A 22,514-nucleotide genomic window follows, 5' to 3' on the forward strand; every position below is an offset into this window, starting at 1 on the left:
GGGATCGCCGCACCGTTCGACTGGAAGTTCACCCGCGACGACCTCGCCGAACTCATGGCGAAGCTATCGGATACGGCGGTGCGGGCCGCGGCGTGAGGAGGGACGGTTACGTGAGCGAACTTACGGTTTGGAGTACTAGCCGTAGATTCTTGCCTACGGTCTTGAGTAATGGAGCGGGCACGCTGTGTTCGGCGGCCAGGTCGTTCCATCGCGACACATGCTCTGTTGTCTCGTCGATTGTCCGATCGATTGTCCGCTTGCTGAATAGGGGGCTCAACTTCTCAAGGCTATAGAAGTCTTCTCGCACGAAGTCGTCTCGCTTCCCATTGAGCTTCATCCAGTGGCTGCTTACCCAATGGCTTCCAGGCCGGTAGCTGTAGGCCAAGTCGTAGGCAGGAGCCAATCGCCAATCGTCTTTGTCATCGAGCATGAATGCGATGTTCTTTGAATGATCGTCATGATTGCGGGCAACAATATTGAACACCAAGCGTTTGAGTATCTGCATTGCAGCATCGGAGCCCAGTCCCAGCTCTCTGGCGGTAGCGAACAGCTCGGCGTAGGAGTACGAGCCTGCTTGTCTGTAGCTGATGTGCGCGAGACCATTCAGTGTTTGTACATGGCGCTTCTCATTGCCATCTCTATCGAAGCGCTGGGTAATGAAGTGGCGTCGATCACCTTCATTGAGCAGGCGGCAAGGCATCATGTCTATCCCACAGGCGGTCGCCATCAGGTGATACACATACTCCATTGCTCCATAGCCCATCGGATCGCCAAAGGCTTCCTTGTCCCTGATGCGTTCGCTGACGCCGTCGAACTTCATGATGAAATGAGTGAACCCATCCGGCACGTCTGCTTGCCCTGATCGCACTTGGGTGAAGTCATCGTTGAACGCGAGGACCGCTTTCGGCCGAGCACCGCCTGCACTCACACCCACAGACAACAGCGCTAGCATGGCTTCCTCATCCTGTTGGCCCTGTTCGCCCAGGTGAACCCGGAACTGCGCTCGTTTATCCAGGATTTCCTGGGCAACAGAGACCAAAGACTCAATCTCAATAGGCTGTGAAGTGTTCAAGCCCTTTCTTCGGGCAGCGGGGTGATAAGTCAGTGCCCCCATGCCACGCTGTCCTGTGTACTTGAGGCGCTCTATTGGTGTGACGTCAGCTGTCGACCTGCCCTGGTTGGCCATCCAGGCGTCCAGCACAGCATTGCCGAAATCATCGGGCAAAGAGTCCGCTATCATTCCAGGCAACCCATGGAACACTTCTGGATCAGCTTCTGGAAATGAATATATGCTCCGAGACAGAGGCATCTTCAGGGGCGATAGCTCCACGCCTGTTCTGACAAAGCGAGGGTCGAACTCGAACGAACCGACACCCGTCTCGGTATCGAAACTGACAGCGCCGACATCCTGCTCTCTGTATTTCACGCTGGCGACATCCATCACCACGAGGGTCTATCCTCCTTGGTTCGAGCCGCCTTCTTCTTTGTCTTCGATGCCCGCTGCCGTTCTTGACCTTTGAGTTTCGCCAACTGTATGGGTGATATCTCTTGCACGGGCAGAAACACATTCAGTTGGTTCACCATGTCCATTGAGACCAGTATGGCGACCAGATTCTCCAGCTGAACTCTTCCCTTCTCAGCGTTGAGAACAGTCCTTCTACTCAGGCCCGCACGAGATGCCACCTCAGCTTGAGTCAGATCAGCATTGAGCCTCGCTTGCTTGAGCCTATTGCCTAGTTCCTCGGCTATGGCAACTGGAGTCATCTTCTCAAGTCCCATAATGTTATCCATTCTGCACATTGAGTGGATATTGGGCTCGTAACGTGAGCGCATGTGTACATTGTAACCGATACATATTGCAGTGCAAACCTCAGGATGCACGATTTGCAGCATCAAGCGCACTGCTTGCATTTCACGTGCGCCGCCCAAGTGCGCTTTGCGATGCATAATCAAGTCGCACAGCTAGCGGATGATCGCCCACTTGAAGTTTGTCGTTGAACAACATGCGGAGTGCTACGTTGCGTATCCCCTAGGGATGCGCGGCTCGGGTTCGAGGTGGTGCTCGACGCTCTCCGACGAATCGAGCTGCAGGCAACCTGATACAGAATGCCCGTACGTATTGACAATCGCGCTGTCACAAATGACACTCAAAATGTCTCCAGAAGACAGGATGAGTGATTGAAGTGACAGCAAGCCGTGACATATCGCCCGCGCTGGCTCCCTTGGTGCAGCATCTGGAATTGGAGCAGCCGAGAGTGGTGAGCACCTCGGACTTGGCCGCGTACGCTGCTGAAGCTGGCCTTGACTGGCCCGTGCCGCTCATCGTCCGTCGTCTTCGCGACCGCGGATGGCTGCTCGATCTCACCACGCGCGGTGTGTGGGAGTTCGCACCCGGCGCACGCGCGGGGGCCTTTGGTGCCGGCGACCCGCTCATCGAACTGAGGGCAACGCTCCGGCGCGACCCCTCAGCACCGTATGCTGTGGCCGCTGAGTCCTCGGCATACCTGCTTGGCCTGTCGAGCAGGCGTCCGCAGCAGGATGTCATTTGCACGGTTGAGGGCGTCAGACCGCCTCAGGCTCTCGCCTCGTTCAGGGTGGTCAGGTGGGCGGCGGCGAGCCCGTTTGCTGTCAAAGACGGCCTGCCGACGTGGTCCGTGGAGACGCTCATCGCGTTCATGACCTCGAAACCGGGCGGTTATCGTGACTGGCCGAACGTGGGCGAGTGGATCGTCCAGGCCGCAGCGGACGTCTCGGTCGGCGTATTGATGGGCGAGCTCCAAGGTCAGGCGAGAAGCGCATGGGCGCGGGCGGCGTACCTGCTGGAGGAAGGGAAGAGGCCCGACCTCGCAGCCGATCTCCTCGAGGCCGCGCCACCGGGAAGTGGGCCGTACTACCTTGGCGCGCGGGAGGCGCCGGGAAGGTACAACTCCACGTACGGGGTCGTCGACTCGACCGGAATGAGCGTCGGGGGCGAGTGATCACCGAGGGACATCTCGTACGCCATTTCCAGGGGCGCAAGGGTGGACGCGGTCCGGCGATCATAGACATCGCCCAGGATCATCTGCTCGGCGAACGCGATGAGCTTGGCTGCTCAAGGGTGGACTCACACAGGTCGGGGCCGTGCGTCGCCCGCAATCGAAGCTGGGGTCGGGCCCTGAGACCCTGCGCCCCTTCTTGGACAGCCGGGCGAAGTCCGCGGAGCTGTGAGTCGTCTATCCGAGCGTCTTGCGCACGTCCTTCATGAGCACCATGAGATGCAGTGGATCCGTCGGAGAAGCTTCGAAACCGTACCTGAGATAGAACGCCGTCACTGTCTCGTGAATGGCGTTCACCAGGACGACCCGCGCGCCGATGGTCTCTGCGGCGGCTGCCGCCTTGCGCAGCGCCTCGATCAACAACGCCTCTCCGATTCCTCGGCCTTGCTCGCCCCGATCGACGGCCAGTCGGCCGATGAGTATTCCCGGAATAGCCTGGGCGCCCTGGCCTTTCGCGGCTCGTGCGCTGGCACCCTGCGGTTCAATACTCGCCGCGGCCACGCTGAAGTATCCGACAACGCGGTTCTGCCGGGCTACAACGTATGTGCGTGACTTGTCGGCTTGTTGGTCCGAAAGGGCGCGCTTGATCAGGAACTCGTTGAGAGAGTCGGCGCCGCAGTCGAACTGGCTTGCGTCGTGATCGGGACCGAGTGGCTCGGGACCGAACAGCTGATCATCGCTCACTGAACGGACTCGGCTTCGACGCCGCGGCCTTCAGCTCGGAGATCTCACGGGCGGGTCGATCGAGCTCGGCGACAAACGCACCCCAAGCATCGGGCGGGAGTACGAAACGCGTCTGCTCGGAGAGCACGTCCTCGGCAGAGCGCAGCGCGGCCTGCATCACGAACTGACTCGTGCTCACACGAGAGGCGCGAGCGGCCCGCTCGACGAACTCCTTTTCCTCACCGCGAGCGCGAATGTTGAGACGCTCGCTTTTCTTTGTCACCTCTGCCACTGGCGCAACTCGATTCAATCAGATCGCTCCCTGCTGTCGCGATGTACGTACATTGTACCCACACCGTCCCCCGGCGTCGACCTAATCTCACCATCGTTCACGGTGCGGCCTGTCGTCATGATAGAACATATGTTCGTATATGCAAGACATCGGAGGCCTTGACTTCTCGGCCATTCCGGCGGTATGAACAAATGGTATGAATCCAACGCCCGGGGAGTCGCCATGCCCAAACGGAAGGTCGCGGTCGCGCTGTCGGACTGGCTCCTCGACGAGCTGGACGACGCTGCCGGGCGGGCGCATCGGAGTCGCAGCGCGCTCGTGGAAGAAGCGGTCGCCGACTACGTCGTCCGGCGCCGCACCCACGAGGCGGACGCCGCGTTTCGCGCGGGGGCAACGCTGGCCCTCGAGGACATGGAACGGTTCGCCTCGGAATACGAGGCAGATCCCGGCGCTGCCATTGAGCCATCGAGCCTGGAGAAGCTGCGCGCCTTGCGTGCCGAGGGGCGCGGAGTGGGCGAGTGAGCGTACCGGTTTGCGTTGTCGACGCGTCGGTCGGCGTGAAGTGGTTCCGCAACGAGCCGGGTTCGGCCGAGGCCCGAGAACTCGTGTCGCGCCATATCCTCGGCGAGATCGTCATCGCGGTCGACGCGCTGTTTGCCTGCGAGGTCCTGCGGGTCGCGTCGAGAAACGCGAACGCGGGGGACGTCCCGCGGGTGTGGAAGGACCTCGAGGCGCTTGAGTTGGTGACGGTCCCCCTTGGCGGCGAGCTGGTCGAGGCTGCGGCCGACGTGCGCGAGAAGTTCGGGTGCACGCTCTACGACGGTTTCTCGGCAGGGCTGGCCGATCTGCTCGACGCCCCGCTCTACTCGGCCGACGCGCGAGTGCACGGGCGATACCCGCGGGTGCGGATGGTGGGGGCGTAGGGGCCGGCAGATATTGCCGACAGCGTCGACAATATCGGGCGGGAGCATCGTGAAACAGGTGAAACGGTGTTGTGATAGACTGCGAATACATAAAGAGATAGGTATTGGGAGTCACCATGAACACCAAGACGTCATCGACACTTCGATACCTCGAGTCTCACGAGGTCTTCACTCTCGATGAGTTCCTGGCTGAGGTCGACCCCACTGTGGCGGAACGAACACGCTATCAGAATCTCCAGAACGCGGTGGCGCGAGAACAGGCCTACCGCCTGAAGAGGGGGTTGTACGCATCTAACCTTGGCGTGTACCGGGACCGGGTGCCCAACGTTCATCTCGTTGCTGCGAAGGCGGCGCCGGATGCCGTGCTTTCACATCACTCGGCTCTGGAAGCACACGGTGTTGCGCATACGCCGCTGCGTACCGTGTACTTCGCATCCGCGTTCAAGGTGAGTGGCTTTCAGGTACGAGGCTACCGGTTTCGCCGAGTTGCTTCTCCCGCGGTGTCAGACCCGGACGCTAGGCTTGACGAGTTCGTGACACGACTGAGGGCGGGGGAGGCCATCGTGAGTGCGACCACCAAAGAGCGGACGCTGGTCGACTGCGTGCACAATCTGCGTCTCGCGGGAGGACTCGAGGAACTGCTGCGCAGTCTCGGCGGCTTCACATCGATGTCGGCGACGCTCGTAGCGCGCTACGTCGACCTGCTGTCTTCACCGACTCTGACGGCTCGAGCGGGTTGGGTGCTGGAGCTCTTCGCGGATCGTTGGCACGTCGACGTGTCTGTGCTGAATCGTATGCAGGAGTCAGTTGGTCGGGGCACCTATCGGCTGCTCCCGAGCGCAATGGATCAGGAGTTTGTGTCCCGGTGGCGACTTTACGTGCCTGCCGACCTTCCGATAGACGAGTGGGTGCGAGGATGACGCGACCGATTCTCACGCTACCCATCGGCTTCGCACCTGCGGTTGTCGACAAGGTCGAGCGGATGCTGGAGGTGCTTTCGGCGCTCCGGGACGATCCGGTCTTGCGCGACGAGTTCGTGCTCCATGGCGGCACTGCCCTGAACATCTTCCATGCGCGTGCGCCGCGGCTCTCCGTTGATATCGACCTCATGTTCGTGGGGGCGATCGATGTGGGGAGAATGCAGGCCAAGCGGCCGGAGATCGATGGCCGATTCCGTGACGTAGTGAGTGCACTCGGGTATGCCGTCCAAGCGACGAACGATGAACACAGCGGTCAGACGTATCGCGTCAAATACCCTGGCGACTACCTCAAGGTCGACATCAGCTACCTTGGCCGCGTCGCCCTGCTCGAGCCCGAACTCCGTGTGTGCGGTTTCGCGGACCCCCAGATGGTCTTCCCCGTGCTGCGACTTGAGGAGCTGGCTGCCGGCAAGGTGAAGGCGATGATGGCGCGGATGGCCGCGCGGGACCTGTATGACCTATTTCGGTTGTCCAGCTCTCGCCCGCGCCTGTTCGATGACCCGCTCGCCCGCGCACTCGCGATTAGGGCACTGTGTGCGGCGGATCCGTTTCCATTCCTAAGGGATCCGGTTGTCGCAGTCGAGAGATTCCGCGACCAATCACCCGAGTTCACGGAGCCGCTCCTCGCGACGCTGCCAGCTGACGAGGCTCTGGACTACGGAGCGATGCTGGATGCGATCGTTCACTGGCTGACACCGCTGAGTTCGCTGTCCAGCGCAGAGGCGACGTTCATGGAGCACCTGGAGAAGCGCGCGGAGTACCACCCCGAGCTGCTCTTTGATGACTGGCCGACGGTACTCGAGCGCGCCGCTGTCGATCCGGTGATGGCGTGGAAGACCTTGAACCTTCAGAAGTGGTTGACTGACTCGGCGGGCCTCGACCGGCGCGGGCTGGTGAAGCGTCCGCGAGAGGAGCGCAACGCGATCATCCGCACGCAAGCCGAGTCCGTCGCCGACGAGTACAACCGCCAAATCGACCACGAATGGCTCGATGCCGACTTGGGGGAGCGGGACAACGCTGATGAATGAATCCCGACCGCGACGGAGCGAAGTCTGGTGGGTCGACCTTGTTGCGGCCCACCTGGGAAGGCGGGGTGGTTTGAAGCGCTCGTGCGACCTGCAAACGCCAAGATGCTTGTGCAAAGTAACAGCCAGCGGTATATTACACAAGTGAAATGGACAGTCTAGCCACTCAAAGGCCTGGAGAAGACGTCTCGACGTTCGTCGAGGAGCTTCAGGCAGCGGGCACGTACACGTTCTCCTTCGAGGACGTGCAGGCGATGCGCTCCGCGTCGGAGGTGGCAACCATGGCCGCGCTCAGGCGTCTCAAGCGGCGCGGTCGGATCGTGGTGCCTCGGCGCGGCTTCTATGTCATCGTGCCCACGGAGTACCGCGCGGCAGGATCACCGCCGCCCTCGTGGTTTGTCGACGATCTCATGAGCTTCCTTGGCCAGCCGTACTATGTGGGCCTGTTGTCCGCGGCTGCGCTCCATGGCGCTTCGCATCAGCAGCCGATGGCCTTCCAGGTGATCACCGATCGACCGACGCGCGACGGTGTCGCCGGCCGCGCGAGGATCGAGTTCCACATGAGTGGCTCCGTCGGTGATACGCCAGCGGCACGGGTTCGGACGGAGACGGGGACGATGCTCGTTTCGTCTCCGGAGGCCACGGCCTTCGACCTCGTTCGGTTTCCCGGCGCGGCCGGTGGCTGGAGTGGCATCGCCATGGTGCTGCAGGAACTCTCCGAGCGACTTGCACCCGACGCGCTCCAGGCTGCAGCCGCCTCACACAAGACCCCGGACATCCAGCGCCTGGGCTACGTGCTCGACCAGGTCGGGCAACCGCGTCTCGCCGAGCCCCTGCTGAGAGTCCTCGCATCGAGACGATACCGGCCTGTGGCTCTGGCGTCCGATGCCTCGGTGACCGGCAAGGTCGCCGAAAGCCCGTGGCGCGTGATCCCGAATGTCGACGTGGAGCTCGATCTGTGATTCCTCGGGCGCAACTGCATGGCGCACAGCGGCTGTGTGATTCCAAGACAAGCCTCTGAGCAGCAAGATCTCCCTTGACCTCACAGATTGTGATGTCAAGTTGCACTCTGTCTTGTGCTGACTAGTATTGACCGCGTCGGGGAGTCGTTCTACTATAACCTTAGTCAAGCGACTAAGGAGTTGAGTCATATGACTTCGCAGAAAGCACACACGTCAATCTCGGTGAGTGAACTCGCCGGGCAGCTCAGTTCGGTCCTCGACGATGTCGAGGCCGGCACCACCGTGACTATCACGCGCCGCGGGAAGCCAGTTGCGACTCTCGGAAGTGCCGGTGACTCCGCGGCCGCGCGCGTCACCGAACCGCCCATGACGCATGAGGACCCGGTCGCCTACGCGACTGCGACGAAGGACCCTCGGAGATTCGAGCCGCCGACTCCTCTGGCACGCCTCCTTGGCACGGGTGCGATGCGGGCCGTGCTGTCGGTCTTCCTGCAGGATCCGGCGGCGAGCCTCTACCAGCGCGAGATAGCGCGCAGGGCAGACGTCGGGCTGCGCTCGGCACAGATCGCGCTCGATCGCTTGGAGGGCCTGGGGCTCATCGCGTCCGAACGCAACGGCAATCGACGCTACTACTCCGCGGTGCGCACCGATCGCTTCGAGGACCTGCGGTCACTGATGTCACGCGAGATGGGGATCGCCGAGGTCATCGCACGGCACCTCTCGGGGCTGAGGCAGCCGATCGCACGGGCTCTCATCTTTGGCTCCGCCGCGTCCGGTGAGGACATGATAGGCAGCGACATCGATCTGCTCGTCGTTGGCGAGGTATCCGACGATGCGCTCGTCGAGCCGATCGCTGCGGCGCAGCGCGAGCTTGGCCGTGAGGTCGACGTCGTCTCCTACCGGCCCGACGAGTTCGCGAAGAAGCGCGACGAGGGCAACCACTTCGTGCAGTCGGTGCTCGCCGGTCCGCGAATAGTTGTGATCGGCGGTTCCGATGACGCCTGACGCACTCGAGCCCCGCGCGACGTCGCCTCAGGAGATCGCCGATCTGCTGGAGCGCTTCGAGGTTGCCATGAGCGACGCGCGCGTCCTCGGCCAGAGTGCGGACGGCCGCTACATGCACGCATACACCGCCGGCTTCTTGCTGGCGAAGGTAGTGATCAGGGCATCTGGGGTGCGCGCGAAAGGCGGCGAGAACCATCTGGACACCCTGCGCGCGGTTCCGTTCTACATGGGCTCGGGCGTGCAGCCGAGCGTGGACGCTCTCGATGCCGCTCGCAAACGGCGCAACTCCACGCAATACGACGCTGCCGGACTCGTGGATGACGACGACGTGCAGGCACTCCTTGGCAGGGTGGAGCAGTTCGAGGTGCTCATGCGCGGGTGGCTCGCGGAGAAGCACGCGGAGCTCCTCGGCTGACTCTGCGACGCGCGAGCGCACGGGCGACACCCGCAGGTGCGGATTGTGGCGGGCCGGGCATAATCCCCTCACACGCTGTATCTCCCGCGCGCGCGGACACGCCTGAGGGGGCGTCTCACATGTTCGACACCACCACAATCACCATCCCCATCGGTCCCGTCGGCCTCGAGGGTGACCTCATCGTTCCGGACACCGCGACCGGCATCGTCGTCTTCGCGCACGGAAGCGGCTCATCGCGCATGAGCCCGCGCAACCGGCGCGTCGCGGACGCCTTGCGCGCGTCGGAGCGCTTCGGCACGCTGCTCTTCGACCTGCTCACGTCGGAGGAAGACGCCAACTACGAGACCCGCTTCAACATCGGGCTGCTCGCCGGTCGGCTCGAAGCCGCCACGGAGTGGGTGCGCTCCCAGGAAGCCACGCGCGATCTCGCGGTCGGCTATTTCGGAGCAAGCACCGGGGCGGCTGCCGCACTCGTCTCGGCCTCGACGCGCTCTGACATCGCGGTGGTCGTCAGCCGGGGTGGCAGGCCGGACCTCGCAGGCCCGGCACTGCGCGGCGTCACCGCGCCGACGCTGCTGATCGTCGGAGGGGCGGACACGCAAGTCCTTGGCATGAATCGTCAGGCGATGCTTCAGATGCCGCGCACCGTCGAGCTGCAGATCGTGCCGGGGGCGACGCATCTGTTCGAGGAGTCGGGAGCGCTCGACCAGGTCGCGGCCCTTGCACGCGGCTGGTTCGAGACCTGGATGCCGTAGCGCTGAGACGAGTAGTCGCGCCGCATAAAACAAGCCTCTGAGCAGCAAGATCTCACCGACGATGTGCTCGTCGAACCGATCGCGGCGCCGCAGCGCGAGCTCGGCCGTGAAATCGGCGTCGTCTCCTACCGGTCCGACGAGTCTGCGAAGAAGCGGGACGAAGGCAACCACTTCGTGCAATCGGTGCTCGCCGGTCCGCACATCGATGTGATTGGCGGTTCCGATGACGCCTGACGCGCTCGAGGCTTGCGCGACGTCGCCTCAGCATCCGGCGCTCCTCGGCTGACACGAACCCACTTGCCCTCCTCGGCCAATATGACCATAATACTGGTCATGTCTGAGACACGCTCACTTGCCGATGTCAAAGCGCACCTCTCCGAGATCGTCGATCTCGTGGAGGGCCAGCACGAGCGCGTGGTGATCACCCGCCACGGCCGGCCCGTCGCCGTGATCCTGAGCCCGGGCGACCTCGCGAGTCTCGAGGAGACGCTCGACATCCTCTCCACGCCCGGTGCGCTCGACGAGATTCGCGCTGCCGAGGGCGAGATCGACCGCGGCGAGTACCTCACGGCAGCCGAGCTGCGCGCCAAGTATCTGACGAAGGAGTAGGCCGTGGAGGCCTACGAACTCCGGGTCGCCGCATCCGCCGAGCGCGCTCTCGCGCGCTTGCCGGAGGCCGCAGCTGCCGCCATCGTCGAGTTCCTGACCGGGCCGTTGCTCGCCAATCCGACGCGCGTCGGCAAGCCCCTGAAGCTCGAGCTCGAGGGCTATCGTGCGGCTCGTCGGGGTGCGTATCGCATCGTCTACCGCATCGAGGACACCTGCGTGGTTCGCGTGGTGCGGATCGACCACCGGGCGGACGTGTACAGGAGGCGGTAGCGCGTCTCGCGCGCCGGTGCGGAGCCGCGGCCGGTGCACTGCTGCTGCCACGCTCCGCCTTTGGGAACAATCCAAGGACACACACGTCCTGCATCGGGACACCGATCGCGTCGCGCGGCTTGTCCGCAAGGCGCAGTCAGGAAGGGGTTGGACATGCGACTCGAGGGCAAGGTAGCGGTTATCACCGGCGCGGCTTCCGGCATGGGGCGCGCCATGGCAGACCTCTTCACCAAGGAAGGCGCCAAGGTCGTCGCGGCCGACTGGAACCAGGAAGCGCTCGACGCGGCGGTTGCCGAAGTGAGCGCGGCCGGTGGCACGATCGTTGGCATCCAGGGCAACGTCGCCGACCAGGCGCAGGCCGAAGCCATCATCGACAAGGCGGTTGAGACCTACGGCAAGATCGACATCCTCTGCAACAACGCCGGCGTCATGGACAACAACCAGGGCGCCGCCGAGGTCACGAACGAGATGTGGGAGCGCGTCCTTGGCATCAACCTGAACGGCCCGATGTACCTGACGCGCAAGGCGATTCCGGCGATGAAGGCCAGCGGCGGGGGCGCGATCGTCAACACCGCTTCGGTCGCCGGCGTTGGCGGCGGCGCGGCGGGCCTGGCCTACACGGTCTCCAAGCATGGGATCGTGGGCCTGACCAAGCAGACGGCGTTCCGGTACTGCCAGGAGGGCATCCGCTGCAACGCGATCGCGGCTGGCGCGGTCGAGACCAACATCATGGCAAGCGTCGATCCGACCAAGATGGACGAGGCGGGCTCGGCACGCTGCAACACCTACTACGCGGCGATCCCGGGCCAGCTCAAGGCTACCGACATCGCGAACCTGGCGCTGTTCCTGGTCTCCGATGAGTCATCGATGATCAACGGTGCAATCGTTCCGGCCGATGCAGGCTGGCTGAGCGCGTAGCGCGAGCCGCGTCGGCGCTACGGCGTCGGCGCGGGGGCTCCGCCTTCCGCTACGAGACCGGTTGCCGCAAGAGCTTGCCTGACTACGGCCTCCGAAGTCTCCGAATCGCAGAAGCCGACCTCGATGCTCGATGTCTTGATGTTGTAGGTGGCCGTGTTGAGCCCGACCATTGGCTTGAGCGCTGCAAACAGCGCGTCGGCGGTGGCCTGGGGGTCCGCACCGTCGGCCACGACCAGCGGGATCGTCGCGACGGTGCACGGCTCTCCGGGCGTGAACGTCTGGCTGATCGTGTCGCCGACCTGCTGGGGCTTCGTCGTCTGCGTCGCGATGACTACGGCCAGAATCACGATGACCCCGATGATCGCTGCCGTGGCTTTCGTCCGGGCTGTCGCTCCGGTCCGGCTGTGCTCGGGCGTCGGGGCTTCTTCGTCGGCGGGGAGTTCTGGGGGGAGTCCGGCGCGCTCGACCACTTCGGCGTACTCGCCCAGAGCGACTGCGGGTGCCTCGGCATCGGGCGAACTCGCGGGTGTCTTGCGGCGCGTCATGACCAGCAGCAGGACGGCCACTGCGATGCCGCCGAGCACCAGGATGATCGGCAGCGCCGGATTGGTGCCCGTGGTGGCGGGGGCCGCCGAACCGGCGGGAGCTGCCGGCACCGTGTAGCCCACGGTGAGACCCAGCGCGTCGCCGGCCTTCACGCCCCTCACGGTCTTGGTGTAGTAGTTGTACGTCTCGTCGCCGGGGGCGAGCGTGGCGCCTTCCGCTGTTGCCACGACCTGCGAGCCCTTTGGCAGCTGGATCGCGAGCCTGACCTCGGGCACATCCTGCGCTGACACCCAATTAAGCGTCGACGTGTAGGCGGTCCCGTCGAAAGCCGGGCCGTCGGCGGCCACGATCTCGACCTGGGCGACGCGCGACTTCGTCAGCGTGAAGCTGTAGACGTCCATACCGTTGACGGTGGTCTTGGTGTAGGCCATGTTCGGGTCTTCTGCAGTCGGCCCGCCAAGGATTTCGCCGACCCACTGGATCTGGGAGCCTGCCGGGACGGCCAGCTCCCCTTCGGCCGGAAGCGATGCCGTGGTGGGCAGTTCGCCCGAGACGACCACGACCCCGCCGGTCTGCTGCGGGAATAGCATCACGTCGACCATCTGCCACGCGGCGGGCGCGGCAAACGCGGGAGCTGCGACCATGGCCAGCAGCAACACCGCGGTGGCGACAAGAACGAAACGAGAAGAGAAACGCAAAGGGATCACCTGTCCTGAACTCGACGACGGTACGAACGGGGCGCCGAAGCTCAGATCCTGAGCGCCGAGACCCTCAGCAGCGCGGCACACGACGGGTCCGGGGCAAGGGCCGCGCGCGGTCCTTGGCATGCGAGCACTGACGATGCGCCCACAGGCGACGTCACACGAGCCAGCCCGCCAAGGAGCCCCCGCACCAGTCGCGCGAGAGGCCGCCTGGAGCGATCGGAACGGGTGTAGAAGACGCGCTCGCACGACGCGCACAAGCCATCGGCGCACGCTATCAGGGCGATCATGCTGACGATGAGCATCAGGGCGATCGCGGAGAACTTGTTTAAGTTGTTGTTCATCACGCTGCATCAAAGCAAGGAGCGTGCCTTGCGGTCAAGGGCGGCGCACCTAATACGACAGCCGCACGACCTGGCCGTCGGTCGACAGGTAGATGTTCGGGAAGTACGTCTGGTCCCACTCGACGTACCAGTCCGGGTCGTCCCAGTCGACGGTGACGAAATATGGCTGGTTGCTCACGGGCAGCACGACGTTGTTCACGCCGCTCCACGGGTAGGCGGCCGAGCCGGTAGACACGATCGTTCCACCCGGCGTGCCGCGGCGGATGGTCCAGGCCATTGCGGTGCCCGGGCCCGGTGGTGAGCCGGTGTCGCTGCTACCCCACACGAGACGGATGGTGCCGGTGCCGCCCGTCATGTCGAAGCTCACGCTGTGCTGGGACTCGACGTTGCCCGACCAGTCCACGGACCAGAACACGAGCGTGTGAGTCACCGTTCCGCTCGCGGGCTTTGCTATCGAGATGGACGTGCCCGTCTTGGTCGCTCCGCCGTCGAGGATGTAGTAGGTCGCCTTCACACCGAGCGTGCTCGCATCTGTCGCCGTCAGCGTGATAAGTGCGTTCGTCCAGTAGGCCGGCTGCGCGTTCGAAGTTGTTGACGGCGGGGTCGTGTCGGCCACGATCGTGTAGTTGGCCGTCTTGTGAATCGTCTCTGTGAGGCCGTTCTGGTCTACCGACCAGAACTCGAGAGTATGCGCGCCGGGTGCCGTCACGAGGACGCTCGAGCCCGTCGCGGTCGCTCCGCCATCGATCTTGTAGTACGTCGTGCCGACGGCGACCTTGCCCGCCTTGGTTATCGAGAACCTGATGTTACCCGCGCCGTCGTAGGACGCGGCCGCGTCAGACGTCGTTACCGGTGGTGATGCGCTGGCAGGCGTCGCGTGGCAGTTCAGGCAGTCCTGCGGGCGGGGGTCCCATGAAACCGGATGACACTGGTTGCACTGGTTGGCGTCCTCGGCGTCCCAATGACCGAAGTACGGGCCGTCGTGATACGTCGTGTGGCATCCGCCCTGTTGGCAGCCGCCGGACCACGATCCGGAGAGTGTGTCGTACGGCGTCGGGTGACACGTCGAGCACTGGTTGCCGTGCACCGGACCGAGCTCGACGACGTGACAGGTGGTGCAGGCGGCGTCGATTCCGACACTGCCGGTGAGATAGTCGTGGCCGCTGTCGAATGCCTCGACGTAGCCGACGCCCGGTGTTGCGGTGTGCTGGGCGGCCTCGTATCAGTGCGCGACGAATTGTCGGGGTGGCACGTGCCGCAGTCACTGGTGAGCGTCGGTGCGTCGTGGCATGAGTAGCAGCCATCGGGAGCGGTCGCGTGGATGTCGGTCACGCCGCCGGCGTTGTGGCAGACGGTGCACGCGGCGTAGGCCGCCGGAACGTCGTGACCGGAGGCTCCCGTTTCCCCGGTGTCGTGATACTGCTGGGGAACCCAGTGGCAGCGCAAACACACGGCGTCCAGGTTGCCCGGACCGACCGTGACGGTCTCGTCGATCGTGGTCGGGTTCAGCCCGGCCACATCGACCGAGTAGCTGCCGAGCATCTTGTAGTCGCCGGCCTCGCCGGAGTGCGGGAAGTCGGAGTCCACATACTCGTAGTGAGTGGGGTCCTGGCGGTTCTTGGCGTAGTTGCCGGTGCCGTAGTGACACTGCGAGCACGCGTCGCCCGTGGCGATACGCGGCAGATCGTTGCGGTGACAGCTGTAGCACTGGCCGGGTCCGCGGAACGCCCCCACGTACGGGGCCGGATGGGTGCGCTCGGTGTGGGCTTTGAAGCCGAGCTCGGGGGCCAAGGACGTCGAACCACCGATGTTGAGGTTGTGGCAGTCGGCGCACCAAACGGACAGCGCGGCGGTGTTGACGGTGTTGGCGTCGCGGCGGGAGCCAAGTTCCTGTCCGGCTGCGGGGCCGATCTGCTGTGCGATCCAGAGGGGCTGGGCGTAGGTGCCGGCGGGGAAGGCCGGGTCGGTGCTCACGTCCTCGGCAGATGCGGTCTGGCTGTAGTTGACGCCGGCCGTGAGCGTGGTCTCGGGGACAGCGACGACCTGGCCGGGCTCGTAGCTGTTGTAGGCGTTGGGGGTGCCGGTGGTCGAGCCGGAGGGGAAGAGCTTGAGCAGCTTGTAGCCGCTGCTCCGGGTGGTGGTCGTCTGGCTGGTGACAGGGTCGATCGCGTAGGGACGCCAGATCTGCGCCGTGGCGTTGTGGGTCTGGTGACAGTTCATGCAGGTCAGGGCGACCGGGCCGATCTTCTGGTAGCCGTCGCGACCGGTGCCGAAGGCGCTTTGGCCGTGGTGGCGGGTGAAGCGGTACATCTCGAGCTTCTGGTCGCTGTAGCTGCGAACGTAGATCGTCTCCGTGACAGTGTTTCCATCGGCGTCCGTGGTCGTGAGCGTCACGGCCTCGGCCGCCTGGGAGGTGGTCGAGTTCGGAATCTGAGCCTGCGCGCCGATGGTATGGCCGTTCTCGGTGTAGATGCCGTCGGGGTTGAGGTCGTAGACGACCTTGGATGAGTGCGCGGAACCGATGTGGCAGTAGGAGCAGGCATCGTCCTGGCTGTCGGCGCGCAGCAGGTGGTAGGCGCCCTCGGCACGGTGGACGGCGTGGCACACCTTGCACTTGTTGGTCGTGGTGTTGTAGCCGCCATGCGGGCTGGCCGAGTAGGTGGTCTCGCCGCTGTTGTCGAACTCGGCGTAGCCGCCTTCGTACTTGGTGCTCACGTCGTAGAGATCCTGGTACGTCCAGGTGGACGCACCGGTGGCGGGGTCGATGACGGTGGGGTCGGCAGCGCCTGCGAAAGCCGGGACTGCGATGATGAGGGCCATCGCAATGAGGACAGAGATGACTGCGGCCCGCGTTCTTTGGGTCATGCAGTCACCTCACATGTCCTGCCATGGCGCCCAGCAAAGCGCCGACTATGAAACGTCCTTAACCGGTATACCCGCCAAGGACAGCAAATCGCGTGCCCAGAGCCTCATCCCAACGGCCGACGCCGAGTCCGTACCGCTCTCACCCCGTTGGGGGATACCGTCGGACCAGGTCAAAGCGGTAGGCTGCGACGCACTGGAGGGACATCCCTGGGGAGGGAGATGCCATGGGGCGCATCTCGATGTCCACGTTCGGCTTCGTGCTTACTGTGCTTGGGGTGGTGGCGATTTCCTCGGCGATTACGCTGGGGACGCTGCACTGCGTCAAGCCCTGGCAGGGCGACATCGCGCGTGCGGAGACAAAAGCGGAGCAGCTTGCATCGACAGGGGGGCCCGTCGTCCTGCGCTGGGACACGCCCGTACTACACGAGTGGCGCGACAGCGATGGCGAGCTGGTCGGGAGCTACACGACGACGCTGTACGACTACACGGACGATGCCGCGCAACTTGCTGAGCTCAAGACGTTCGAGGACGAGATGTCGACGCTCGCTCATTGGCTGGTGACCGATCCGGAGATGCGGGGGCACCTCATCCGGCACGGCATGACGTCCGGGCAACTCGGCCGCATCGCGGCACGCTTCGAGGCAGAGCCCGAGATGGAGGCGTTCCTCGCCTATCACGCGAAGTAGGCGGGTGTTGCACCGAGGTCATACCCAAAGGTATGATACTGAGTGTGACAAGGAGGCGCCGCCATGGCCAGGTTCACGGTGTTCCTGCCCGATGAACTGCTTGCCCAGATCGACTCCGTTGCCGAGAGTGCGGATCGGTCCCGTAGCAGTGTGATTCGCGAGGCATCGGCGCACTACCTTGCTCATGCCCGGTCGGCCGAAGCCGATGCGCGGCGCAAGTCGGCAGTCGAGGAGTCGCTCGAGCTGTTCGAGGAACTCGCGCAGAAGTCCAGCCTGGATGGCCGTCCGAGCCTTGAGATCCTGCGCGAGGCCAGAGGTCGACTCGACGAATATCCGCCATGAGCGGTCGGTTCGTGGTGCTGGACGCCTCGGTCGGCGTGAAGTGGTTCCGCGACGAGCCGGGGTCGGATGAGGCGCGCGACCTCTTGCGACAACATGCGGCGGGCACAGTGCGACTCGTCGTGCCGTCCCTCTTCCTGTATGAGGTTCTTGATGTCGCGCGTCGCCACTTCGGGGTAGACGGGGCGCGCCGTGTCTGGCGCAGCCTGGTCAGCGATGACCTCGTGGTCGCCGGTCCCGACGCTGAGCTTATGGGCCGAACCCTGGACGTAGCCGGGGCCCTCGGATGCACTCTGTACGACGCAGCAGCTCCGGCGCTCGCGGAACACCTCGACTGCGAGCTGGTTTCTGCCGATGCGAGAGCGCACGCACGTCATCCGGGAGTGAGGTTGTTGGGGGTCTGAGGGCCGCGGACCGTGGCCGCTACCCGAGCAACCGCACGTACGCCCCGAGTCCAGCCTCGCCGGCTGCTGCGGCCAGCTTCTGGTCGCACGTAACGAGCGGGCACTCGCACTCGAGCGCGAGTGCGAGATAGAAGCAGTCGTACGCCGAGTGTCCCAGGCGCAGTGCGAGCGTCAGTGCTTGGGCGTCGAGATCGCTCGCCGGCACCAGTGACGCGGGCAGGCTCCGCGCTTCGAGGCGCTTGAGATCGGCCTCCTCGGGCGAGATGTCTCCTCGGCGGACGCGGGCGGCGAGCGCCGAGACGATCTCGTACGGCAGCAGGTCGGGCGCCCAGACCTCGGTGACGCCGGCGAGCACCGCGTGCGCCTCGGCGGAACTCACCTCGGGGAGTAGCGTGGCGAAGACCGTGCTCGCGTCCACCACGACGGAGCTTCGCCGGGTCATGATTCGTCGCGACTCTCGCGTAGTTCGCGAATCAGATCCGCCGAGGACCCCGGGAGGACACCGCGCTGCGCTTCGATTCGCTCACGTGAGCGCTCGACGCGGTCGAGCCACTCGGCCATCGTCGGCTTGATGCCGCTCTCAATGATCGACGTGGCCTCGGCCTGCATCGACCGTCCGTTGCGTGCTGCTTGGGCCTTGAGGCGGTCAAGCGCCTCCGCGCTGAGTCCGCGTATGAGCAGGTCGGGCATGCGCTGCCTCCACGAAAGTGCCTTGGTCGCGCCCATGCTCGCTCCTCATGATGGCCGGTGAGTTCACACGGCCGAGCATCGCATGGTGCGCTTGCCGGGATTGTACTAGGTTCTTACCGAAATGATATCAGAATGATATCGGAGGCGCAGCCGCAGCCGCCCATTGTCCCGTCGGGTAGAAGTAGCCGCTCATCTTCACGAGGCCTCCGGGTGTCCGGAGTCCAGCGCGAGGTCGATCGCCTGGAGACGATGGGTCTCGTGACGTCGGCTGTCGACGAGGGGGGTCGCCGCCAGCTGAGGCTCGTTGCAGAGCATCCCTTCGCGGACGCTTTGGCAGGGCTGGTCGCGGCCGAAGCGCGGGTAGCCTACGCACCGGCTGGCTCCCGGGACTCAGCCGATCTCCCGACGGTCATCGCGGCGAGCCTCCTGAATCCTCGGGTGCGCGGACTCGCATCGGCGATCGTGGAGGCGAGCCGGGAGTTCGGGGTGACGCGACTCGCGCTGTTCGGCTCCGCGACCGAGAACGATCCCGCCGTAGTGCCGCGGGACCTCGACGTGTCGGTGCGGTTCGACCCGCACGATTCCCGGTCGCGCGCGGACCTCTACTTCGGGTTCCGAGCCGCCCTGGAACGCGCAGCCGGGTTGTCGGTCGACGTTTTGGAGATCGACAGCGTCGACAACCCGTACCTTCTCCGCGAGCTGGCCGCGTCGGAAGTGGTGCTGTATGAAGCCACGTGACGTGCGCGTGCCTCTCTACGACATGCTGCGCGCCGCCGATGCTATCGCGGAATTCACTGAGGGCCACACCTTCGAACAGTACGCCGAGGACCTCCTGCTGCGCTCCGCCGTAGAGCGCCAGTTCGAGATCCTCGGCGAGGCGATGGGGAAGGTGCTGCGAATCGAGCCCGATCTAGCGGCTGGGTTCGATGAGGCGCAGGGCGTCATCGACTTCCGCAACGTGATCGCACACGGCTACGACAAGGTTTCGGACCGCGTGGTGTGGGACGTTGCGACGGGGCGCCTGACGCGCCTGCGGCGTGAGATTGCGGCGCTGCTGCAGGAGCGGGGGTAGCCGACCGGCACGCGGGTGAGTCGTCGGCAAGCTTCCAGACAGGGTTCGGTTGGACGGGTGTGGCATGGTGATGGCGCTGCCTGGCGATACGCCTTACAATACGTTCAGTAGGTAAGGCATTCGCGGCGTCTTGGAGGCAGGTGGCATTTGAATGATGGTGACCGTGTCTTCGAAGGGACAGCTCGTGTTGCCGGCCGAACTGCGCAGGAAGTACGGCATCGATGCCGGGTCGCGACTCGTGGTCGTTGATCTTGCGGGCTCGATCCACCTGGTGCCGGTTGCCGATGACCCCCTTGGCGAGCTGCGTGGCCTGTTGCAGGGAGTCGAGGGGTTCTCCTCGGCGGAGCTGATTGCGGAGCGACGTGACGAATCCGAGCGCGAGGGGTAACGCGTGGGCGGGAGAGTCGTCGTGGATGCGCAGCCCCTCGTCGCGCTCATCGCGGGGGAGCCATGCGCCGGGCGGGTTCAGTCCAGACTTGCCGACGTGGCGGCTTCGGGGGATTTGCTCGTGTCGGCAGTCAACTGGTGCGAGGTTGCGTACATGGCACGACGTCGGGCCGGGGAGCACATGGCCGCGCGAGTCGTTGCGATGCTCGAGAGCGTGCCGATCTCGGTTGTTGCAGTGGACGCGGATATCGCCGGCTTCGCAGCGGCGGTCAAGGCGGCGCACGGGCTCGGTCTGGGAGACGCGTTCGCCGCAGGATTGGCGATCGCACTCGATGCGCCTCTGCTGACCGGCGACCGCGACTTCCTGCCTCTCAGGGAGAGCGGGCTGCAGGTCGAGTGGCTGGGATAGAGCGCGGGGCAGCCTACGCTCCCGGCTCCGTGAGCGCCGATGTCGCCGCGCCGATGATCGCGACGCCCGCAGCCGCGAGGTAGCTCGCACGTACGGCCGCGAAGAACGCCGCATGTGGCCCCGGCTCGAGCCCGCCAAGGACGGTCGTGAGGACGGCGCCGGCGAGCCCGACGCCGAGCACCATGCCCACGTTGCGTGCTTCGACGAGCACGCCTGAGGCGATGCCGAGGCGCGTGCGCGGCACCGCTCCCATGAGCGCGCTGTTGTTCGGCGAGATGAAGATGCCGGTGCCAAGGCCGACAAGTGCGAGCGCGGCTGCTACCTGCACGAGCGGAGCGTCTGCGCCGAGCGATGCCATCCACGCCATCGCGCCCGCGAGCACGACCATGCCGGTCACCGCCGGTTTGCGCGAACCGATTCGGTCCGACAGCGTGCCGGAAATCGGCGCGATCACCGCCATCACGATGGACTGCACGGCAAGCAGCAACCCCGCCCGCTGCGCGGTGAGACCCCGGCCCTGAATCAGGTAGAACGGCGTGATGAACACGACCGTGTAGACGGTGATGTAGTTGAGGAGCGCCGAAAGCGTCGTTCCCGAGAACGTGCGGCTCGCGAACAGTGAGAGGTCGAGCATCGGGTGTGCGGAGCGCCGTTCGATGGCGACGAACCCGACGAGCAGTGCCGCGGCGGCGCCGAGCGCGGCAAGCGTCCTTGGCGAGGCCCATCCCCAGTCGCTGCCGCGGTTGAGCGCGAGCAGGAGCAGCACGAGGCCGACGAGGAACGTCCCGGCACCGGCTACGTCGAAGCGCTCGCGGACGCCGCGCGACTCGGAAGCCGGGATGAAGCGCCACGACAGCCACATGGCCGCGAGCCCGATCGGGACGTTCACAAGGAAGATCGACGGCCACTCGAACGCGCCTGCCAGCCAGCCGCCGAGCGGGGGGCCGACCGTGAGTCCCAGGTACGTGAGCGTTGCCTGCAGGCCGAGGACCTTCCCCCGCTGCTCGGGCGGGTAGCACGCAGTGAGAATCGCGGGCGAGTTGGCGAACAGCATGGCTGCGCCGAAGGCCTGCACTCCTCGGAAGGTCGACAGCAGCGCCACGTCCCGTGAGACCGCGCACGCCACCGAGCCGCCCACGAAGAACCCGAATCCCCACATGTAGACGGTCTTGTGACCCTTGAGATCGCCGAGGCGACCGAAACCCAGCAGCGTCCCGCTCACGGTAAGCAGGTAGACCGTCACGACCCACTGGATCTGCGCCACACCCGCGCCGAGCGAGGTGCGCATGACCGGCAGCACTACGTTCACGATGCTCGAGTCGAGAGCGGACATGAAGGTGCCCGCACCGACCGCGGCGAGCACCAACCAGGAGGTCTTCCGGGACATCGTCGTGTGATCCTGTCGTTGGGGGGCGTGAGGTGGGCCGAGTGCTCGCGCCTGCACGTACATGATACGACTCGCGTGGGGGCGTGCACGGGGGGTGAGTCGAGGATATGCTCGCTTTCTCTGAGAATCATCCTCCTGGCCTCTGTTCGGTGTCGGTGCCTTGTGCCAGAATTCGGTCACAGCTCGAGTTCCGACGCTCTGAGCCTTGAGGGGGGCGCGTGGTCGAGGGGGATCTTGCGGGGGGCGGAATGCGCGATTCCGAATCTGCCCCCGGTGCCATGAGATTGCGACTTGCTGCGATACCACGCCGGTGGATCATCGGCGTGGCTCTTCTGATTGTCGCGCTAGGTCTCCTCGGCGGCTCCATGCTCACGCAGGGATGGGGTCTTGGGCGCACCGCGCGGCCGGGCATGCAGGTCAAGGCCGGCGACCCCAATACCCTTGCCAGACCGGGAGCGCAGCTCGAGCGCGTAGTCGAGCCGCCTGACCAGACGCTTGCTGTCGTCGGCGCGCCGAAGGACGGCGAACTCCTCGTGTTTGATGTGGGATTCAGCCTCTACGGCATCGGTCCTGAGGGTGCCATCGTCGTGAAGCTCGATACTGTCGCACCTGGGAAGGGTGCGACCGACTCCTCCGCGAAGCTGGCCGAGGGGTTTGCTGGCAGGAACGCGCTTGTGTATCCGGACCAGGATGCCAGGCAGGCGCTCACTCGCGGTGGGTCCTTCTCCGGGATCATGCAGGTTGAGCCCGGCAAGCAAGGCGGAGTATTAGCGTTGAGGGAAGTGTCGTCGGAGTCGCAGTAGGAGGGCGGCTTCGGCGTAAGGGGGGCAAT

31 protein-coding genes are annotated in these 22,514 nt (G+C 64.8%); 21 read left to right on the top strand and 10 right to left on the bottom strand.

All coding sequences use genetic code 11. The annotated features are described in order from the left end of the window. Window positions 1-106 precede the first annotated feature (106 nt). Together Q8K99_10445 and Q8K99_10450 are read right to left on the bottom strand one after the other, a co-directional pair. A complete protein-coding gene (locus tag Q8K99_10445; protein ID MDP2182971.1) occupies window positions 107-1,447 on the bottom strand; it encodes a type II toxin-antitoxin system HipA family toxin in 1,341 nt (446 codons plus the stop codon). Continuing rightward, window positions 1,441-1,779 (bottom strand): helix-turn-helix transcriptional regulator, encoded by a 339-nt coding sequence (locus Q8K99_10450; protein ID MDP2182972.1) that lies wholly within the window; start codon window positions 1,777-1,779, stop codon window positions 1,441-1,443. The genes Q8K99_10445 and Q8K99_10450 overlap by 7 nt, the downstream gene beginning before the upstream one ends. Window positions 1,780-2,174: 395 nt before the next feature. Between Q8K99_10450 and Q8K99_10455 the strand changes: the two genes are divergently transcribed. Continuing rightward, window positions 2,175-2,978 (top strand): type IV toxin-antitoxin system AbiEi family antitoxin, encoded by an 804-nt coding sequence (locus tag Q8K99_10455; GenBank protein ID MDP2182973.1) that lies wholly within the window; start codon window positions 2,175-2,177, stop codon window positions 2,976-2,978. A 234-nt stretch (window positions 2,979-3,212) separates the two neighbouring features. Here Q8K99_10455 and Q8K99_10460 read toward each other — a convergent pair whose 3' ends face one another. After that, window positions 3,213-3,719, bottom strand: a complete 507-nt coding sequence (locus tag Q8K99_10460) for a GNAT family N-acetyltransferase (GenBank protein MDP2182974.1) — start codon at window positions 3,717-3,719, stop codon at window positions 3,213-3,215. Next, window positions 3,709-3,981 (bottom strand): DUF1778 domain-containing protein, encoded by a 273-nt coding sequence (locus Q8K99_10465; GenBank protein ID MDP2182975.1) that lies wholly within the window; start codon window positions 3,979-3,981, stop codon window positions 3,709-3,711. The genes Q8K99_10460 and Q8K99_10465 overlap by 11 nt, the downstream gene beginning before the upstream one ends. A 231-nt stretch (window positions 3,982-4,212) precedes the next feature. On the opposite strand from Q8K99_10465, the gene Q8K99_10470 reads away from it, so the two are divergent. The 12 genes from Q8K99_10470 to Q8K99_10525 all read left to right on the top strand — a co-directional run bounded on the left by Q8K99_10470 (window position 4,213) and on the right by Q8K99_10525 (window position 11,852). Then, window positions 4,213-4,512, top strand: coding sequence for a ribbon-helix-helix protein, CopG family (locus tag Q8K99_10470; GenBank protein ID MDP2182976.1), 300 nt, complete (start codon window positions 4,213-4,215; stop codon window positions 4,510-4,512). Beyond that, window positions 4,509-4,913: a type II toxin-antitoxin system VapC family toxin gene (locus tag Q8K99_10475; GenBank protein ID MDP2182977.1), complete on the top strand. Its 405-nt coding sequence runs from the start codon at window positions 4,509-4,511 to the stop codon at window positions 4,911-4,913. The genes Q8K99_10470 and Q8K99_10475 overlap by 4 nt, the downstream gene beginning before the upstream one ends. A gap of 116 nt (window positions 4,914-5,029) precedes the next feature. Further along, window positions 5,030-5,833 carry a hypothetical protein gene (locus Q8K99_10480; protein ID MDP2182978.1) on the top strand — a complete coding sequence of 268 codons (804 nt, stop codon included), beginning with the start codon at window positions 5,030-5,032 and terminating at the stop codon, window positions 5,831-5,833. Then, window positions 5,830-6,921, top strand: coding sequence for a nucleotidyl transferase AbiEii/AbiGii toxin family protein (locus Q8K99_10485; protein ID MDP2182979.1), 1,092 nt, complete (start codon window positions 5,830-5,832; stop codon window positions 6,919-6,921). Before Q8K99_10480 ends, Q8K99_10485 begins: the two co-directional genes overlap by 4 nt. A 146-nt stretch (window positions 6,922-7,067) precedes the next feature. Then, complete coding sequence (locus tag Q8K99_10490; GenBank protein ID MDP2182980.1) at window positions 7,068-7,880, top strand: type IV toxin-antitoxin system AbiEi family antitoxin; 813 nt, start codon at window positions 7,068-7,070, stop codon at window positions 7,878-7,880. A 189-nt stretch (window positions 7,881-8,069) separates the two neighbouring features. Next, window positions 8,070-8,885, top strand: a complete 816-nt coding sequence (locus Q8K99_10495; protein ID MDP2182981.1) for a type II toxin-antitoxin system prevent-host-death family antitoxin — start codon at window positions 8,070-8,072, stop codon at window positions 8,883-8,885. Continuing rightward, entirely contained in the window at window positions 8,875-9,300 is a 426-nt protein-coding gene (locus Q8K99_10500) for a hypothetical protein (GenBank protein MDP2182982.1), read from the top strand. The genes Q8K99_10495 and Q8K99_10500 overlap by 11 nt, the downstream gene beginning before the upstream one ends. A gap of 119 nt (window positions 9,301-9,419) precedes the next feature. Further along, the gene (locus Q8K99_10505) at window positions 9,420-10,055 is read left to right on the top strand and encodes a dienelactone hydrolase family protein (protein MDP2182983.1); all 636 of its coding nucleotides are present in this window, start codon (window positions 9,420-9,422) and stop codon (window positions 10,053-10,055) included. A 63-nt stretch (window positions 10,056-10,118) separates the two neighbouring features. Next, window positions 10,119-10,289 carry a hypothetical protein gene (locus Q8K99_10510; GenBank protein MDP2182984.1) on the top strand — a complete coding sequence of 57 codons (171 nt, stop codon included), beginning with the start codon at window positions 10,119-10,121 and terminating at the stop codon, window positions 10,287-10,289. Window positions 10,290-10,388: 99 nt separating this feature from the next. Then, complete coding sequence (locus Q8K99_10515; GenBank protein ID MDP2182985.1) at window positions 10,389-10,664, top strand: type II toxin-antitoxin system Phd/YefM family antitoxin; 276 nt, start codon at window positions 10,389-10,391, stop codon at window positions 10,662-10,664. Window positions 10,665-10,667: 3 nt separating this feature from the next. Continuing rightward, window positions 10,668-10,934 carry a type II toxin-antitoxin system RelE/ParE family toxin gene (locus Q8K99_10520; GenBank protein MDP2182986.1) on the top strand — a complete coding sequence of 89 codons (267 nt, stop codon included), beginning with the start codon at window positions 10,668-10,670 and terminating at the stop codon, window positions 10,932-10,934. Window positions 10,935-11,087: 153 nt separating this feature from the next. Next, entirely contained in the window at window positions 11,088-11,852 is a 765-nt protein-coding gene (locus tag Q8K99_10525; GenBank protein ID MDP2182987.1) for an SDR family oxidoreductase, read from the top strand. Between the two features lie 17 nt (window positions 11,853-11,869). Here Q8K99_10525 and Q8K99_10530 read toward each other — a convergent pair whose 3' ends face one another. The 3 genes from Q8K99_10530 to Q8K99_10540 form a co-directional block, all read right to left on the bottom strand. After that, window positions 11,870-13,096 (bottom strand): hypothetical protein, encoded by a 1,227-nt coding sequence (locus Q8K99_10530; protein ID MDP2182988.1) that lies wholly within the window; start codon window positions 13,094-13,096, stop codon window positions 11,870-11,872. A gap of 50 nt (window positions 13,097-13,146) precedes the next feature. Continuing rightward, a complete protein-coding gene (locus Q8K99_10535) occupies window positions 13,147-13,443 on the bottom strand; it encodes a hypothetical protein (GenBank protein MDP2182989.1) in 297 nt (98 codons plus the stop codon). 885 nt (window positions 13,444-14,328) lie between these two features. After that, window positions 14,329-16,308, bottom strand: coding sequence for a hypothetical protein (locus Q8K99_10540; protein MDP2182990.1), 1,980 nt, complete (start codon window positions 16,306-16,308; stop codon window positions 14,329-14,331). Window positions 16,309-16,532: 224 nt separating this feature from the next. Between Q8K99_10540 and Q8K99_10545 the strand changes: the two genes are divergently transcribed. The 3 genes from Q8K99_10545 (at window position 16,533) to Q8K99_10555 (ending at window position 17,737) form a co-directional block, all read left to right on the top strand. Next, the gene (locus Q8K99_10545; protein ID MDP2182991.1) at window positions 16,533-16,994 is read left to right on the top strand and encodes a hypothetical protein; all 462 of its coding nucleotides are present in this window, start codon (window positions 16,533-16,535) and stop codon (window positions 16,992-16,994) included. 63 nt (window positions 16,995-17,057) lie between these two features. After that, complete coding sequence (locus Q8K99_10550) at window positions 17,058-17,336, top strand: ribbon-helix-helix protein, CopG family (GenBank protein MDP2182992.1); 279 nt, start codon at window positions 17,058-17,060, stop codon at window positions 17,334-17,336. Then, a complete protein-coding gene (locus Q8K99_10555; GenBank protein MDP2182993.1) occupies window positions 17,333-17,737 on the top strand; it encodes a type II toxin-antitoxin system VapC family toxin in 405 nt (134 codons plus the stop codon). The genes Q8K99_10550 and Q8K99_10555 overlap by 4 nt, the downstream gene beginning before the upstream one ends. A 19-nt stretch (window positions 17,738-17,756) precedes the next feature. On the opposite strand, the gene Q8K99_10560 is transcribed toward Q8K99_10555, so the two are convergent. Continuing rightward, window positions 17,757-18,179, bottom strand: a complete 423-nt coding sequence (locus tag Q8K99_10560; protein ID MDP2182994.1) for a type II toxin-antitoxin system VapC family toxin — start codon at window positions 18,177-18,179, stop codon at window positions 17,757-17,759. Next, window positions 18,176-18,463 (bottom strand): hypothetical protein, encoded by a 288-nt coding sequence (locus tag Q8K99_10565; GenBank protein ID MDP2182995.1) that lies wholly within the window; start codon window positions 18,461-18,463, stop codon window positions 18,176-18,178. The genes Q8K99_10560 and Q8K99_10565 overlap by 4 nt, the downstream gene beginning before the upstream one ends. Before the next feature lie 174 nt (window positions 18,464-18,637). Here Q8K99_10565 and Q8K99_10570 point away from each other — a divergent pair, with 174 nt between their 5' ends. From Q8K99_10570 to Q8K99_10585, 4 genes are all read left to right on the top strand, one after another. Further along, window positions 18,638-19,165, top strand: a complete 528-nt coding sequence (locus tag Q8K99_10570; GenBank protein ID MDP2182996.1) for a nucleotidyltransferase domain-containing protein — start codon at window positions 18,638-18,640, stop codon at window positions 19,163-19,165. Continuing rightward, window positions 19,152-19,499, top strand: a complete 348-nt coding sequence (locus Q8K99_10575) for a DUF86 domain-containing protein (GenBank protein MDP2182997.1) — start codon at window positions 19,152-19,154, stop codon at window positions 19,497-19,499. Before Q8K99_10570 ends, Q8K99_10575 begins: the two co-directional genes overlap by 14 nt. Before the next feature lie 151 nt (window positions 19,500-19,650). Then, window positions 19,651-19,887 carry an AbrB/MazE/SpoVT family DNA-binding domain-containing protein gene (locus Q8K99_10580; protein ID MDP2182998.1) on the top strand — a complete coding sequence of 79 codons (237 nt, stop codon included), beginning with the start codon at window positions 19,651-19,653 and terminating at the stop codon, window positions 19,885-19,887. Between the two features lie 3 nt (window positions 19,888-19,890). Further along, complete coding sequence (locus Q8K99_10585; GenBank protein ID MDP2182999.1) at window positions 19,891-20,295, top strand: PIN domain-containing protein; 405 nt, start codon at window positions 19,891-19,893, stop codon at window positions 20,293-20,295. A 13-nt stretch (window positions 20,296-20,308) separates the two neighbouring features. Here Q8K99_10585 and Q8K99_10590 read toward each other — a convergent pair whose 3' ends face one another. Then, window positions 20,309-21,682: an MFS transporter gene (locus Q8K99_10590; protein ID MDP2183000.1), complete on the bottom strand. Its 1,374-nt coding sequence runs from the start codon at window positions 21,680-21,682 to the stop codon at window positions 20,309-20,311. Window positions 21,683-21,900: 218 nt separating this feature from the next. On the opposite strand from Q8K99_10590, the gene Q8K99_10595 reads away from it, so the two are divergent. Continuing rightward, window positions 21,901-22,485: a hypothetical protein gene (locus Q8K99_10595; GenBank protein ID MDP2183001.1), complete on the top strand. Its 585-nt coding sequence runs from the start codon at window positions 21,901-21,903 to the stop codon at window positions 22,483-22,485. The last annotated feature ends 29 nt before the right edge of the window (window positions 22,486-22,514 follow it).

The organism is Actinomycetota bacterium, assembly GCA_030682655.1.
Taxonomy (GTDB): Bacteria; Actinomycetota; Coriobacteriia; order Anaerosomatales; family JAUXNU01; genus JAUXNU01.

What these genes read in the sequence shown, in the direction of transcription:
- Q8K99_10450 (MDP2182972.1), bottom strand. Translation starts at nt 1,779, where the DNA reads ATGGGACTTGAGAAGATGACTCCAGTTGCCATAGCCGAGGAACTAGGC.
- Q8K99_10470 (MDP2182976.1), top strand. Translation starts at nt 4,213, where the DNA reads ATGCCCAAACGGAAGGTCGCGGTCGCGCTGTCGGACTGGCTCCTCGAC.
- Q8K99_10480 (MDP2182978.1), top strand. Translation starts at nt 5,030, where the DNA reads ATGAACACCAAGACGTCATCGACACTTCGATACCTCGAGTCTCACGAG.
- Q8K99_10485 (MDP2182979.1), top strand. Translation starts at nt 5,830, where the DNA reads ATGACGCGACCGATTCTCACGCTACCCATCGGCTTCGCACCTGCGGTT.
- Q8K99_10490 (MDP2182980.1), top strand. Translation starts at nt 7,068, where the DNA reads ATGGACAGTCTAGCCACTCAAAGGCCTGGAGAAGACGTCTCGACGTTC.
- Q8K99_10495 (MDP2182981.1), top strand. Translation starts at nt 8,070, where the DNA reads ATGACTTCGCAGAAAGCACACACGTCAATCTCGGTGAGTGAACTCGCC.
- Q8K99_10500 (MDP2182982.1), top strand. Translation starts at nt 8,875, where the DNA reads ATGACGCCTGACGCACTCGAGCCCCGCGCGACGTCGCCTCAGGAGATC.
- Q8K99_10505 (MDP2182983.1), top strand. Translation starts at nt 9,420, where the DNA reads ATGTTCGACACCACCACAATCACCATCCCCATCGGTCCCGTCGGCCTC.
- Q8K99_10515 (MDP2182985.1), top strand. Translation starts at nt 10,389, where the DNA reads ATGTCTGAGACACGCTCACTTGCCGATGTCAAAGCGCACCTCTCCGAG.
- Q8K99_10525 (MDP2182987.1), top strand. Translation starts at nt 11,088, where the DNA reads ATGCGACTCGAGGGCAAGGTAGCGGTTATCACCGGCGCGGCTTCCGGC.
- Q8K99_10535 (MDP2182989.1), bottom strand. Translation starts at nt 13,443, where the DNA reads ATGAACAACAACTTAAACAAGTTCTCCGCGATCGCCCTGATGCTCATC.
- Q8K99_10540 (MDP2182990.1), bottom strand. Translation starts at nt 16,308, where the DNA reads ATGACCCAAAGAACGCGGGCCGCAGTCATCTCTGTCCTCATTGCGATG.
- Q8K99_10545 (MDP2182991.1), top strand. Translation starts at nt 16,533, where the DNA reads ATGGGGCGCATCTCGATGTCCACGTTCGGCTTCGTGCTTACTGTGCTT.
- Q8K99_10550 (MDP2182992.1), top strand. Translation starts at nt 17,058, where the DNA reads ATGGCCAGGTTCACGGTGTTCCTGCCCGATGAACTGCTTGCCCAGATC.
- Q8K99_10555 (MDP2182993.1), top strand. Translation starts at nt 17,333, where the DNA reads ATGAGCGGTCGGTTCGTGGTGCTGGACGCCTCGGTCGGCGTGAAGTGG.
- Q8K99_10560 (MDP2182994.1), bottom strand. Translation starts at nt 18,179, where the DNA reads ATGACCCGGCGAAGCTCCGTCGTGGTGGACGCGAGCACGGTCTTCGCC.
- Q8K99_10565 (MDP2182995.1), bottom strand. Translation starts at nt 18,463, where the DNA reads ATGGGCGCGACCAAGGCACTTTCGTGGAGGCAGCGCATGCCCGACCTG.
- Q8K99_10575 (MDP2182997.1), top strand. Translation starts at nt 19,152, where the DNA reads ATGAAGCCACGTGACGTGCGCGTGCCTCTCTACGACATGCTGCGCGCC.
- Q8K99_10580 (MDP2182998.1), top strand. Translation starts at nt 19,651, where the DNA reads ATGATGGTGACCGTGTCTTCGAAGGGACAGCTCGTGTTGCCGGCCGAA.
- Q8K99_10590 (MDP2183000.1), bottom strand. Translation starts at nt 21,682, where the DNA reads ATGTCCCGGAAGACCTCCTGGTTGGTGCTCGCCGCGGTCGGTGCGGGC.